The organism is Microbulbifer sediminum, assembly GCF_021729035.1.
Lineage (GTDB): Bacteria > Pseudomonadota > Gammaproteobacteria > Pseudomonadales > Cellvibrionaceae > Microbulbifer > Microbulbifer sediminum.
This window is the reverse complement of record NZ_JAJSAP010000001.1, coordinates 249,700-262,780: the sequence shown is the minus strand read 5'-3', so window position 1 is coordinate 262,780 and position 13,081 is coordinate 249,700. Positions and strand designations below refer to the sequence as shown.

The window sequence follows — 13,081 nt, the reverse complement described above, 5'->3', positions numbered from 1 at the left end:
ATCAATCATGAGTTTCGAAAGCGAAAAGCATGCAGAGGACTACTGGAAAGAGAACCTGCGCCTGATGTTCACCCTCCTGGCTATCTGGTTTGCCGTTTCTTTCGGTTGCGGAATCCTGCTGGTCGATGAATTGAACGCCATCCGCCTGGGCGGCTTCAAGCTCGGCTTCTGGTTTGCCCAGCAGGGCTCCATCTATGTGTTCCTGGCGTTGATCGTGGTGTATGTGATCAAGATGAACAAACTCGATCGCAAGTACAACGTGCATGAGGATCACGAAGAGCCGCAAGAGCTCGGTGAATCCCTCGAAGAAGAATACACACACTAGGAGCGGGTCATGGATATTCAAACTCTTACATTCATTATCGTGGGGCTGACCTTCGCCCTCTATATTGGCATCGCCATCTGGGCGCGCGCCGGCTCCACCCGGGACTTTTATGTCGCCAGTGGCGGCGTTAACCCGGTGGCCAATGGCATGGCCACCGCAGCGGACTGGATGTCGGCGGCCTCGTTTATCTCCATGGCTGGCCTGATCAGTTTCATGGGCTACGACGGAGCTGTTTACTTGATGGGCTGGACCGGTGGCTATGTGCTGCTGGCGCTGTGCCTGGCGCCCTACCTGCGCAAGTTCGGCAAGTTCACGGTGCCGGCTTTTATTGGGGATCGCTACTATTCGAATACCGCGCGCACCGTGGCAGTGATATGTGCTGTATTCGTGTGCTTTACCTACGTGGCGGGCCAGATGCGCGGCGTCGGGGTGGTGTTCTCCCGTTTCCTGGAAGTGGATATCACCGCGGGAGTGATCATCGGCATGGGTATCGTATTCTTCTATGCGGTGCTGGGCGGCATGAAGGGCATCACCTACACCCAGGTGGCCCAGTATTGCGTGCTGATCTGTGCCTACCTGGTTCCGGCTATCTTTATTTCCATCATGATGACCGGACATGTCATTCCGCAGCTCGGTTTTGGTGCTGAGCTGAATGACGGTTCCGGAACCTACCTGCTGGACAAATTGGACGGGCTATCGACGGAGTTGGGTTTTGCCGAATACACATCAGGGACCAAGAGCACCATTGATGTATTCTTCATCACCGCAGCACTGATGGTCGGTACTGCCGGACTGCCGCACGTGATCGTGCGCTTTTTCACGGTGCCCAAGGTGCGTGACGCGCGCAAGTCTGCAGGTTGGGCACTGCTGTTCATTGCATTGCTCTACACCACTGCACCGGCGATTGCCACATTTGCCCGGGTAAACATGATCGATACGATCAACGGCCCGGATGCGCAGGGCACCGCTTACGAGGAGGCGCCGAGCTGGATCAGTAACTGGGAAAGCACCGGCCTGATCAGCTGGGAGGACAAGAACGGCGACGGCAGGATGTTTTACTCCGGCGATGAGCGCAACGAGATGGATATCGATCGCGATATCATGGTGCTCGCCAACCCGGAAATCGCCGACCTGCCGGCCTGGGTGATCGCCCTGGTGGCCGCTGGCGGTGTCGCCGCAGCCCTCTCCACCTCCGCCGGGCTGCTGCTGGTGATCTCGACATCGATCTCCCACGACCTGTTGAAACGGAACCTGATGCCGCATATCAGTGACAGGCAGGAGCTGCGTTATGCGCGTATTGCCTCGGCGGTGGCCATCGGTATCGCCGGCTACCTGGGAATCAATCCTCCCGGCTTTGTGGCGCAGGTGGTGGCGTTTGCCTTCGGGCTTGCGGCATCGTCTTTCTTCCCGGCGATCATCCTGGGTATCTTTAGCAAGCGGATGAATAAGGAAGGGGCGATTGCAGGTATGGTTTCCGGTATCACATTTACCGCGGCCTACATCATCTACTTCAAGTTCATCAACCCTGGGGCGAACACCCCGGATAACTGGTGGTTTGGTATCTCACCGGAAGGTATTGGTACCCTGGGTATGCTGTTGAATTTCGCGGTGGCGATTGCAGTGGCCCGTTTCACCGCCGATGCGCCCAGGGATGTGCAGGCCATGGTGGCTGATATCCGCTTCCCGAAAGGGGCGGGAGCAGCAAGCGCTCATTGATAAGGGGCTTGGGGGAGCGGGTCGGTAACCGGCCCGCTCAATTCGGCTTCACTTTCCTTCACCACCGTGGCGGGCCCGGGACCTCCCCGAAGACGGTCCGCCTTTTTTCTCGGCTGTTAGGTCGGCTTTGCCTGGTGGCTGGGATCCCGCCACTCCATGACCAGCACCATCTCGTCCTCACCGGGAATCCGGGCTTTCCTGACTCGCTCCAGTCCGAGCTTTTCAAGTAGCCGGATGGATGGCTGGTTATCCGGGTTGACGATGCCCCGCACCACGGACAAGCCGAGGCTGTTACGGGCGAAATCCATGACGGCCACAGCGGCTTCCCGCGCATACCCCTGGCCTCGGTACTCTGGCAGGAAAGCGAAGCCGATATCCGGGAAATCGAGCCATTCCCGCTTGACCAACCCGCACATGCCAATATCCCTGCCGTCCCGCAGCATCACCCGGTACATGCCGAAGCCATTCTGGCGATAGGAAGGTAGTAGTGTCGCCTGCAGGTATCCGCGCGCCTGGTCGACTGTGCGGATTTCGCGGTCGGCGACGTTGCGGATAAAGTCGGGGTCGTTCAGTACGGCGAGGACGGGCCCCGTGTCTTCCCTGGTAAACTCCCTGATCAGCAGTCGGTCAGTCTCTAGAATAGTCATGCCAGGGGCTCCTTGTGAAAGGAAGACATTCTGCATGACCCCGGCACCATTGTCAGCGCAAGGTGTGCAGGAATTGCAGGTGGCGCTCGTACTGTGACAGCACATCGGTCAGGAGCTGGTCCCGGGTCCAGCCCATCACATCGTAGTCCTGGCCACCCTCGCGGAGATGGACCTCGGCCCGGAAATACTTGTCTGGCGAACCGTCATCATGTCTATCGTCAAGCTCTGCGTCCGGGTTACCGGCATTTGGCCTGAGGTGCGCCTTGGGATGGATGCTGTAAAGGAAGTCCAGTTCCTCCCCCTGCATAACCTCCAGCTGAACGACAGAGTTGTCCAGCTCTGACACCCGTGCTGAGAAACCATTTTTTTCCATCTGTGCGGCGAAGTCCTGCAGAGCCGGCTGGCCCACCTCGGCGATGTACTCATGTACTTCCTCCAGGGAAGGGAGCTGCACCAGGTTTTTCAGGCGCCGTTCCCAGGAAACCGGGTTGCGCGCACTGACCGGCGCTACCGGCGCACTCTGGGCATCCCGTTTGGCGGTATCGGTTCGTAGAGCCTTGATCAGCCCGTAGAGGGCCACCAGAAGAATCAATGAAAAGGGCAGGGCACTGGTGATCGCTGCTGTCTGCAGGGAGGCGAGCCCGCCTGCCAGCAACAAGGCAATGGCCACCACGCCGATGATCGCTGCCCAGAAGATCCGCTGCCACACCGGTGTGTCGTCGCGGCCATGGGAGGAAAGCATGTTCATCACAAGGGCGCCCGAATCCGCCGAGGTGACGAAGAAGATCACCACCAGGATGATGGCCAGCATGGACAGGAAACCGGACATGGGAAACTGCTCGAGGAACTGGAACAGGGCCAGCGACTGGTCCTCCTGGATCATGTCGGCCAGCGACTGCAGCCCCTCGTCGCGGATCAGGCGGATAGCCGAATTGCCGAACACGGTGAGCCACATGATGGTAATCAGCGTGGGCATGAGCAGAGTGCCGATGGCGAACTCGCGGATGGTTCGGCCGCGGGAGATTCGGGCGATGAACAGCCCCACGAATGGCGACCAGGACATGCACCAACCCCAGTAGAAAATGGTCCAACCTCCAATCCAGTCGGTGGGGGCATAGGCATAGAGGTTGAAGGTGCGATTGACCAGCACCGACAGGTAGCTGCCCACATTCTGCACGAAAGCCTGCAGCAGGTAGACAGTGCTACCCAGCACCAGCACCGTGAGCATCAGGACTGCGGCCAGGCCCATGTTCAGTTGCGACAATCGCTTGATACCGGCGTCCAGGCCCACTACCACTGAGATGGTAGCCAGGGCCGTGGTCACGACAATCAGGATTACCTGTACCCCTTCTCCTACCGGCACGCCGAACAGGTGGTTGAGCCCCGAGTTCATTTGCAACACCCCAAAGCCGAGGGTGGTGGCGACACCACAGACGGTACTGACAATCGCAAATACATCGACGGCATGGCCGATAGGTCCATGGATTCGCTCGCCGATCATCGGGTAGAGGGCCGAGCGGAGTGTCAGTGGCAGGTTGTGGCGATAACTGAAGTAGCCCAGGATCAGCGCGACCCCGGCAAAAATTGCCCAGACGTGCAGGCCCCAGTGAAAGATACTGAGTACCAGCGCCTGCCGCGCCGCCTCTACGGTGCCGGTATCTGCATCCGGGGGATTCAGGTAGTGCATCACCGGCTCGGCCACACCGAAAAACAGCAGCCCGATACCGATACCCGCAGAAAACAGCATGGCCAGCCAGGAGGTGAATCCGTACGCCGGTTTTGCGTGTTCGGGTCCCAGCTTGATATCCCCCAGGCGGGAGACCCCCAGCACCACCACCGTGATCAGGAGGATGGCGACGATCAGGACGTAATACCACCCCATGTAATCGACGATGGCCACCTGCATGGCCTTGAAACGCTCAGTCGCATCCTCGGGGAAAAATACCGCGTAGGCCACCAGTAACAGCAGGATACCGGTGGAGGTATAAAATACCGGGGGATCGAAGCGGGCCTGGCCGCCATCAGTTGTACGGAGCTTCATACGCAGAAACCGAAAATTTCAGCCCGGCGGGCGCCCGCGGTATTGCGGACCGGCCAATGCTTTCAGCATAGTCCGCGCGCTCGCGGGCCGTCGCCGGGATGCTCCGGTGACGGCCCGGTAGTCTCCTGTTTAGCGGAGCGTATGCAGGAACTGCAGGTGGCGTTCATACTGGGATACCATGTCGGTCAGTAACTGGTCCTTGGTCCAGCCCATGGCATCGTAATCCTGCCCGCCTTCGTAGAGATGAACCTCTGCGCGAAAATAGGTGTCGGGGGAGCCGTCATCGTGAGTGTCATCCAGCACCTGGTCGGCGTTGGTGGCATCGGGTTTGAGTGTGGCCTTGGGGTGCAGTCCATAAATGAAGCTGGTTTCTTCACCCTGGTGGACTTCTATCTGCACCCACTCGTTTTCTCCCTCGGAAACCGTGGCGTCGTAACCATTTTTCTTCATCTCCTCTGCGAACTCGTGCAGGGCGGGCTTGCCGGTTTCGCGGATGAATTCGCGTACTTCTTCCAGCGAGGGCAGCTGCAGGGCGTTTTTGAGGCGACGCTGCCATACGACCGGGTTGCGCGCGCTGATCGGAGACACCGGTGCCGACTGGGTAATGCGCTTGACCGTATCGGTGCGCAGGCCGGAAACCAGCCCGTAAATGGCAATCATCAGGATCACCGAGAAAGGCAGTGCGCTGGCGATTACCGCTGTCTGCAGCGAGCCCAGGCCGCCGGCAAGCAACAGGGCAATGGCTACGGCGCCGATCAGGAAACACCAGAAAATACGTTGCCACACGGGTGTGTCGTCACGACCGTGGGACGACAGCATATTCACCACCAGTGCGCCGGAATCGGCGGAAGTGACAAAGAAAACCACCACCATGATGACGGCGACGAGGGAAAAGACACCGGAGAAGGGAAACTGCTCCAGGAACTGGAACAGTGCCACCGACTGGTCCTGCGCCACCACTTCACCGAGTTGCGTGAGCCCCTGGTCGAGGATCATGTGGATCGCCGAGTTGCCGAAGAAAGTCATCCACACCAGTGTCACTGCGGCGGGAACCAGCATGGCGCCCACCACGAATTCACGAATGGTGCGTCCACGGGAAATCCGCGCAATAAACAGCCCCACGAATGGTGACCAGGACATCCACCAGCCCCAGTAGAGAATGGTCCAGCCACCGAGCCAGTCTGTGGGGTTGTAGGCGTACAGGTTGAAGGTCTTGCTCACGATCACCGACAGGTAACTGCCGAAGTTCTGCACAAAGGCCTGCAGCAGGTAGACGGTACTGCCCAGCATCAGCACCATGACCAGCAGGAGCCCGGCGAGGGTCATGTTCAGTTGCGACAGGCGCTTGATGCCGGCATCCAGGCCCATCACCACAGAGATGGTGGCCAGGATGGTTGTGATGATGATCAGTACCACCTGGACCCCGTTCCCTACCGGCAGCCCAAAGAGGTGGTTGAGCCCCGAGTTGATCTGCAATACCCCATAGCCCAGCGTTGTTGCCACACCGCAGACGGTACCCACAATGGCAAAAACGTCTACCGCGTGACCGATGGGACCATGGATGCGCTCACCAATCATGGGGTAGAGTGCCGAGCGCAGGGTCAGCGGCAGGTTATGGCGGTAACTGAAATACGCCAGGATCATCGCGACGATGGCGTAAATGGCCCAGGCGTGAAAGCCCCAGTGGAAAAAGGTCAGCACCATGGCCTCACGTGCCGCTTCCACCGTGCCGGTTTCACCGACCGGGGGGCTGAGGTAGTGCATGACCGGCTCGGCCACACCAAAAAACAGCAGCCCGATGCCCATGCCGGCACTGAACAGCATGGCAAACCAGGAACCGAAACCGTAATCCGGCTCGATGTGCTCCGGCCCCAGCTTGATTTCCCCCAGCTTGGACAGCCCGATCACGATCACACTGACAAGAATGACCGCCACTACCAGGACGTAGTACCAGCTCATGTTGGTGACGATCCACGCCTGCACATCCTTGAACAGGGCGGTCGCTCCCTCCGGGAAAAAGACTGCATAGGCGACAAGGAGGAGGAGCACGGCGGTCGCCGTGTAGAATACCGGGGGGTCATAATGGCCCTGGTTCCGGGGTGTGCTTTCGGTCATAGCGCAGTTACCACCTGAATTTGCCGACACTTGGAAGGTTAAATTTTGCGCCTATCGGTCTCAGCATAGACAATAAAACCCTATATAAAGGCGCTAAATAAGAAGCAAGTCTGACATGTTAAAAGTTTCTAGCAAAATCGCGATTCCGCTCGACGAAATAGAGATGCACGCGGTGCGTTCCCAGGGCGCGGGTGGCCAGAATGTCAACAAGGTCGCCTCGGCGATTCACCTGCGTTTCGATATCGCCGCGTCGTCATTGCCGGAAGAAACAAAGGCGCGCCTGCTGGCACTGGGGGACCAACGTATCTCCAGTGAGGGTGTTATCGTGATCAAGGCCCAGCGTTTCCGGACCCAGGAAAAAAACCGGACCGATGCACTGGAACGGTTGGCGCAACTGATCGGCCGCGCCACGCGCCGACATAAGAAGCGTGTTCCCACCAAGCCAACGCGGGCCTCGAGGGAACGCCGCCTGAAGCAGAAAACCCGCCGCGGTCAGGTCAAGTCGCTGCGGGGCAAAGTAAGTGATCACTGATCCGCGGTATCACCGCTGATCGGCAATGGACCAGGAGAGGAAATCCCATGGCAACCAGATATTCCGCCGCAGACCTGCACGAATTTGCCACCCGCCTATTCCAGCGGGCCGGGCTCGCACCGGAACGGGCCGCGGTGATGGCGAACATTTTCCTGCAGGCAGACCTGCTGGGGTTCACCACGCATGGCCTGAATCGCGTACCCCACAACCTGGCCTGGCTGGAGAGTGGCGAATCACGGGCCGAGGGCGAGCCGCGTGAACTTGCTGACCGAGGCAACTGCTTCAACTGGGATGCCGGATTCCTGCCCGGACCCTGGGTGCTGTCCCGGGCCGTGGGCCTTGCCCTGCAGCGGGTGGAGGAACACGGGGTGGTGACCGCTACGATTCGCCGCAGCCAGCACATCGCCTGCCTGGCAGCCTACCTGCCACCAGTGATCGAGGCGGGTTGCGTGGCCATACTTACCTGCTCGACCCCGGCGGAGAACACCGTGTCGCCGCAGGGTGGAAGGGCGCCGCTGTTTTCCGCCAACCCGCTGGCCTTTGCCGCCCCCGCCGGTGAGTACCCCCTGTTGTTCGATATCAGCATGTCAGTGACGGCCGGCGGCTATGTGGCCCGCGCCGCCCGGGAAGGAAAGAAAATGCCCCAGCCCTGCCTCAAGGACAGCGAGGGCCGGCTCTCTGACGATCCGGCAGCTTTCCAGAATGGGGGCAGCATCCTGCCGGTAGGTGGCGCCGATCACGGTTACAAGGGTGCGGCGCTCAGTGCAATGCTGGAAGTCCTGTCCATGGGCCTGGGCGGCTACGGCCGTGCCGATGCAGCAGCAGCCGGGGACGATGAGGCCAACTCGGTTTTCCTGCAGGTGATCGACCCGCGTGCCTTCGGTGCGGAGGCGGATTTCCTGCGCCAGACCCGCGCCCTCTGCCAGCTTTGGGAGGAAAATCCCAGTGACGGGGGAGGGGAGGTGCGGGTGCCGGGCCAACGTGCCTGGCGAGCGCGGGCCGGGCAACTGCGCGACGGGGTAGCGCTGTACCCGTCGATTATGGAGGACATCCGGCCCTGGGCGGAAAAACTCGGTGTCGATATGCCCCGTCCACTGGATTGAGGCGCAGGCAACACCATGATCAAGTCTGTTGGTAATACACCCATTGGCCCCGTGCATATGGCGCGCTGCCATTGCGGGGCGGTGGAACTGGAGCTGCAATTGCCGGAAGGGCTGGTAAACCCCCGGCGCTGCGACTGCTCCCTGTGCCGCCGACGGGGTGCCATCATGGCTTCAGTGCCGCTGGCGGGTATCCGGGTTCGCAAGGGCGCGGCGGACCTGCGGTTGTACCAGTTCAACACCCGCACGGCGAAGCACTATTTCTGTGGCCGTTGCGGTGTGTATACCCATCACCAGCGTCGCTCCAGCCCGGAAGAATATGGATTCAACGTGGGCTGCCTTGACGGCGTCAATCCAGCGGCGCTTGACGAAGTCCCTACCAATGATGGTGTCAATCACCCCGCAGACCGATAGGAGCAGCATGCAGGAGATAGCACAGGTCCTCGATTTTATTGTCGAGATCGAGAAACTGAAGGATGTCACGCGCAAGACCCGCCCGGTAGGGCTGGACCGCTATGAGAATTCCGCCGAGCACAGCTGGCATGTCTGCCTGGCGGCACTGATGCTGAAGGACTACGCGGATGATGCCATCGATATCGACCGGGTGATCCGTATGTTGCTGATCCACGACCTGGGGGAAATCGATGCCGGTGACAAGATAATTTACGCCAGCGAAACCGCCGCACAGAAGGAGTGCGAAGCGGCCGGCGTCCGGCGGCTGCTGGAGATGCTGCCCAACGGGCGTGGCACCGAGTACTTGCGCCTTTGGGAAGAATTCGAGGCGGGGGAGACTGCCGACGCCCGCTTCGCCCGCGCGGTAGACCGTGTGCCGCCGCTACTGCACAACCTCCACGGTGGCGGCCACTCCTGGCGCGAGCACCGGGTACCGAAAGAACGGGTGCTGGAATTGAACAGCCGTATCGGCCTTGGCAGCCGCGCCCTGTGGGAAGAGATGGAAACGCGCCTGCGCGGTGCGGTAGAGGACGGCCTGCTGAAGTAAGGAGTTACTCCGGCAGGCCATTCCCGGGCATGTGGCTCACTGGTAGGGGGAGCGGCGCTGGACTTCCTGGTACTCCGCTTCGCGCATGGCCAGCTCGTGCTCCAGGTCCTCGATTTCTATACCCAGCTCTGTGTGGCGCTCCTTCAGGCGGGCGATGTCCGCCAGCAGGGTGATACGCTCTTCGCGGGTCGCCTCGTCGCTGATCAGGCGGGCACTCATATCCGTAATATCATCGAGAATATGTTCCCGCTCCTCGGCGCGGTCGCCAATTGCCCCGGCGACACTGTTGACCGCTCTGCGGGCCACATACAGCTCCCGTCCGGCCTCATAGGCGTGGAGGAACAGCCCTTCCAGGTCGGCGGGACAGACGCCGTTGTAATTGCCCCCGGCACGGCCCAGGCGGAAGCCGCGCATTTCCGTGCAGTAGTGTTCCAGGCCCTCGTCGCGACCGGCACGATAGGCGCTGGTATCCGGTCGCACGCCGTGTTCGGCACAGGCCTCGCGGCGCCGGCCCAGCTGCGCGATCGGCTGGCCTGCGGCGCCGTCCTCAAAGCCTAACCCGTGCCAGTCAGCCACCAGGCATTCCTCTTCACTCATGGTGGCGCAGCCACCCAGCCACAGTGCCAGCACGCTGGCAATGCTTATCCGTACAAGAAATTTCACGATTGCTTCCCGTTCGCGATGATTACCGCGCCTAAGGTACCGCATTCATCCTGTCTGCAGCCTGAAGCTGACGCGCAGATTGTGATGCGTGTCACGAAATTGCTGCGTGGGAATCGGCTTTGGGCTTGCCCGCTGGTTCGCGCCCGCCGGCGTCAGCCGCTCGCCAGACGAGTACGAAAGTGCCGTTTGCAATCCGGGGATAAATCGGGGCGCCAGAATCCACTAGTAAACGCCCGAATTGGCGCCAACTGGTACTAGGATTGGATGGCAAATCAAGAAGAAGCACAAGCGAGAGGATCCACGGATGAACGAATTCGTCAGCATGACAGCTCTGGAACTGCTGGAAGGCTATCGGGACAAGTCTTTTTCCCCCGTGGAAGTCACCAGTGCGTTGCTGGAACAAATCGAACGCTGCAATGAGGCGGTAAACGCCTATTGCCTGGTGGACCCCGAGACGACGCTGGAATACGCGCGCGCGTCTGAGCTGCGGTACCAGGCGGGGGAAACCCGCGGTGCCCTGGATGGTGTCCCGGTGGCGATCAAGGATGTATTCCTGACGCCCATGTGGCCGACCCTGAAAGGCTCGAAAACTGTCAATCCGGAATCCACACTCAACAAGCAGGCTCCGTGTGTCGCGGCACTCGACCGCAATGGTTATGTGCCCCTGGGCAAGACCACCACACCGGAGTTTGGCTGGAAAGGTGTCACCGACAACCCGATCGATGGCGTTACCAGTAACCCATGGAATACCGACAGGACCGCTGGAGGCTCCAGCGGCGGCAGCTCGGCGGCGGTGGTACTGGGCATGGGACCATTGGCGCTGGGGACGGATGCCGGCGGATCGATTCGGATCCCCGCGGGTTTCTGTGGTCATGTTGGCCTGAAACCCAGCTTCGGCGAGGTGCCCCACTGGCCCGCCAGCCCCTTCGGTACCCTGGCCCACGCCGGCCCCATGACCTGGACCGTGGCCGATTGCGCGCTGATGATGAACGTGCTGAGCGAGGCTGACGACCGTGATACCAATGCCATCCCGCGCCGTAACATTGATTACCTCGCGGCGGTGCAGGGAGAGCCCGGCGAGTTGCTCAAGGGACTGAAAATCGCGTTCAGTGCCACCCTGGGTTATGTAAACGTCGAGCAGGAGGTGGAGCAGAGCGTGCGCGATGCCGCCCATGTACTGCAGTCCCTGGGTGCGGAAGTGGTTGAGGTGGCGCCCGGGTTTGACGATCCGCTGGCCGCGTTCGGCCACCTGTTCTACGGCGGCGCCGCCAATGCCCTGCGCGACCTGGGCAAGCGCCAGCGGGCGGAGATGGACCCGCAACTGGTGGGGGTATCGGAAAAGGCGGCGCAGCTGTCGATGCTGGACTACCTGGGCGCGGTCAATGAGCGCATGGCGTTGTGTGAGCGGATGGTGACATTCCACCGCAAGTACGACCTGCTGCTGACGCCGACACTGCCGATTACCGCGTTCAAGGCCGGGCGTGAGGTGCCCGAGGACTGGCCCAGCACCCGCTGGCCGTCCTGGACACCGTATACCTATCCTTTCAATATGACCGGCCAGCCCGCCATTTCGGTGCCCTGTGGTTTTGCCAGTGACGGTCTGCCGATCGGCCTGCAGTTGGTGGGGCGGCGCTTTGACGATGCCACGGTACTGCGTGCCGCGCAGGCCTATCAGCTGGCGAATCCCCTGACAGACCGCCGCCCGGCTCTGTTCCACCAGGGCGTCGAAGCGGGGGCGCAGGTATGAGCAGGCTGGATTTCGATTTCTATGAGTCGGAGGACCCGGTCTGGAACCCGGCGCTGCTGACCATACCGGTGCCGGGCATCCGCAAGATGGTGAATCTGGCTTCCACTATGGATGATGTGATCCATTTGTCCATCGGCCAGCCCGATGCACCGGCGCCGCCCCATGTGATCCAGGCCACCGTAGACGCGCTGGAGGCTGGCCAGACCGGCTACACAATGGACGCGGGTCTGCCGGAACTGCTGGAGGCTCTGGCGGAGTACAACGGCGAGCGCTACGGCCGCGCCATCTCCCCGGAGAATATCCTGGTTACCACCGGTGCCACCGAGGCCATTTACCTGGCACTGACTGCGGTATCCGCGCCGGGGCGCGAATTTATTGTGCCCGATCCAGCCTTCATGCTGTACGCACCACTGATCAGGATGAATGGCGGTGAGGTCAGGTATATTCCCACCCGGGCGGAGAACAATCACCAGCTGGATCCGCAGGAGGTGATCGACGCGATCGACACCAATACCCACGCGATCATCCTCAATTCACCCAGCAACCCCACCGGCACTGTCTATCCCCGCGAAACCGTGGAAATGATCGTGCAGGAGGCCGCTTACCGCGGCATTTATGTCATCAGTGACGAGGTCTACGATCACCTGGTTTACGATCGCGATTACGCCGGGGTGCTGTCCTGTTGCTCCGACCTGGATCATGTGATGATCATCAGCAGTTTCTCCAAGACTTTCAGCATGGCGGGCATGCGAATCGGCTGGCTGATCGCCAGTCAGGGGGCCATCCGCAAGTTGCGCCGCTACCACATGTTCACCACCACCGTGGCCAACACCCCCTGCCAGTGGGCGGGCGTTGCCGCCCTGCGCGGTGACCGCAGCTTTATCAGGGACATCATCAGTACTTACAAGGCACGCCGGGACCGCCTGGTGCAACTGGTGGAGCAAACCCCGTTCCTGGAGGGATACGTTCCGGATGGTGCCTTCTACCTGTTCCCGGCGCTGCCGGAGGGGGTCAACGGCAACAATGTGGCCCTGCGGTTGCTGCGGGAGACCGGTGTGTGCACCATTGCCGGGGACACCTTTGGCGAGTCCTGCCGCAACGCCCTGCGCATCAGTTACGCCACTTCCATCGACCAGATTGAGCGGGCGTTCGAGCGGATTATTCCGTGGATGGAGAAGCAGGATTTTGGCTGAAT

12 protein-coding genes are annotated in these 13,081 nt (G+C 60.7%); 8 read left to right on the top strand and 4 right to left on the bottom strand.

What is annotated here, in order from left to right; genetic code table 11:
- The first annotated feature begins 7 nt into the window (after positions 1–7).
- Both LVD11_RS01085 and LVD11_RS01080 read left to right on the top strand, forming a co-directional pair.
- Positions 8–325, top strand: a complete 318-nt coding sequence (locus tag LVD11_RS01085) for a DUF4212 domain-containing protein (protein WP_091509488.1) — start codon at positions 8–10, stop codon at positions 323–325.
- Positions 326–334: 9 nt separating this feature from the next.
- On the top strand, positions 335–2,041 hold the full coding sequence (locus LVD11_RS01080) for a sodium:solute symporter family protein (protein WP_237055092.1): 1,707 nt from the start codon (positions 335–337) through the stop codon (positions 2,039–2,041).
- Positions 2,042–2,157: 116 nt separating this feature from the next.
- Here the strand turns inward: LVD11_RS01080 and LVD11_RS01075 are convergent, their stop codons facing one another.
- From LVD11_RS01075 to LVD11_RS01065, 3 genes are all read right to left on the bottom strand, one after another.
- Positions 2,158–2,688, bottom strand: coding sequence for a GNAT family N-acetyltransferase (locus tag LVD11_RS01075; RefSeq protein WP_237055090.1), 531 nt, complete (start codon positions 2,686–2,688; stop codon positions 2,158–2,160).
- 52 nt (positions 2,689–2,740) lie between these two features.
- Positions 2,741–4,729, bottom strand: a complete 1,989-nt coding sequence (locus LVD11_RS01070; protein WP_237055088.1) for a BCCT family transporter — start codon at positions 4,727–4,729, stop codon at positions 2,741–2,743.
- 129 nt (positions 4,730–4,858) lie between these two features.
- Entirely contained in the window at positions 4,859–6,844 is a 1,986-nt protein-coding gene (locus tag LVD11_RS01065; protein ID WP_237055086.1) for a BCCT family transporter, read from the bottom strand.
- 115 nt (positions 6,845–6,959) lie between these two features.
- Between LVD11_RS01065 and arfB the strand changes: the two genes are divergently transcribed.
- Genes arfB through LVD11_RS01045 form a run of 4 tightly spaced genes read left to right on the top strand, consistent with a single transcriptional unit; the run spans position 6,960 to position 9,476 of the window.
- Positions 6,960–7,376 carry an alternative ribosome rescue aminoacyl-tRNA hydrolase ArfB gene (gene arfB, locus LVD11_RS01060; protein WP_237055084.1) on the top strand — a complete coding sequence of 139 codons (417 nt, stop codon included), beginning with the start codon at positions 6,960–6,962 and terminating at the stop codon, positions 7,374–7,376.
- A gap of 47 nt (positions 7,377–7,423) precedes the next feature.
- On the top strand, positions 7,424–8,479 hold the full coding sequence (locus LVD11_RS01055) for an Ldh family oxidoreductase (protein ID WP_237055082.1): 1,056 nt from the start codon (positions 7,424–7,426) through the stop codon (positions 8,477–8,479).
- 15 nt (positions 8,480–8,494) lie between these two features.
- Positions 8,495–8,890, top strand: coding sequence for a GFA family protein (locus tag LVD11_RS01050; protein ID WP_237055080.1), 396 nt, complete (start codon positions 8,495–8,497; stop codon positions 8,888–8,890).
- Positions 8,891–8,897: 7 nt separating this feature from the next.
- Positions 8,898–9,476 carry an HD domain-containing protein gene (locus LVD11_RS01045; protein ID WP_237055078.1) on the top strand — a complete coding sequence of 193 codons (579 nt, stop codon included), beginning with the start codon at positions 8,898–8,900 and terminating at the stop codon, positions 9,474–9,476.
- Between the two features lie 36 nt (positions 9,477–9,512).
- Here the strand turns inward: LVD11_RS01045 and LVD11_RS01040 are convergent, their stop codons facing one another.
- Positions 9,513–10,139, bottom strand: a complete 627-nt coding sequence (locus tag LVD11_RS01040; RefSeq protein ID WP_237055076.1) for a DUF2799 domain-containing protein — start codon at positions 10,137–10,139, stop codon at positions 9,513–9,515.
- A gap of 304 nt (positions 10,140–10,443) precedes the next feature.
- On the opposite strand from LVD11_RS01040, the gene LVD11_RS01035 reads away from it, so the two are divergent.
- A complete protein-coding gene (locus tag LVD11_RS01035) occupies positions 10,444–11,886 on the top strand; it encodes an amidase (protein WP_237055074.1) in 1,443 nt (480 codons plus the stop codon).
- Positions 11,883–13,079, top strand: a complete 1,197-nt coding sequence (locus LVD11_RS01030; RefSeq protein ID WP_237055072.1) for a pyridoxal phosphate-dependent aminotransferase — start codon at positions 11,883–11,885, stop codon at positions 13,077–13,079. The genes LVD11_RS01035 and LVD11_RS01030 overlap by 4 nt, the downstream gene beginning before the upstream one ends.
- The last annotated feature ends 2 nt before the right edge of the window (positions 13,080–13,081 follow it).

Bases quoted from the DNA above. Each gene is read 5' to 3' on its own strand.
- LVD11_RS01085 (WP_091509488.1), top strand. From the start codon at position 8: ATGAGTTTCGAAAGCGAAAAGCATGCAGAGGACTACTGGAAAGAGAAC.
- LVD11_RS01080 (WP_237055092.1), top strand. From the start codon at position 335: ATGGATATTCAAACTCTTACATTCATTATCGTGGGGCTGACCTTCGCC.
- LVD11_RS01075 (WP_237055090.1), bottom strand. From the start codon at position 2,688: ATGACTATTCTAGAGACTGACCGACTGCTGATCAGGGAGTTTACCAGG.
- LVD11_RS01070 (WP_237055088.1), bottom strand. From the start codon at position 4,729: ATGAAGCTCCGTACAACTGATGGCGGCCAGGCCCGCTTCGATCCCCCG.
- LVD11_RS01065 (WP_237055086.1), bottom strand. From the start codon at position 6,844: ATGACCGAAAGCACACCCCGGAACCAGGGCCATTATGACCCCCCGGTA.
- arfB (WP_237055084.1), top strand. From the start codon at position 6,960: ATGTTAAAAGTTTCTAGCAAAATCGCGATTCCGCTCGACGAAATAGAG.
- LVD11_RS01055 (WP_237055082.1), top strand. From the start codon at position 7,424: ATGGCAACCAGATATTCCGCCGCAGACCTGCACGAATTTGCCACCCGC.
- LVD11_RS01050 (WP_237055080.1), top strand. From the start codon at position 8,495: ATGATCAAGTCTGTTGGTAATACACCCATTGGCCCCGTGCATATGGCG.
- LVD11_RS01045 (WP_237055078.1), top strand. From the start codon at position 8,898: ATGCAGGAGATAGCACAGGTCCTCGATTTTATTGTCGAGATCGAGAAA.
- LVD11_RS01035 (WP_237055074.1), top strand. From the start codon at position 10,444: ATGAACGAATTCGTCAGCATGACAGCTCTGGAACTGCTGGAAGGCTAT.
- LVD11_RS01030 (WP_237055072.1), top strand. From the start codon at position 11,883: ATGAGCAGGCTGGATTTCGATTTCTATGAGTCGGAGGACCCGGTCTGG.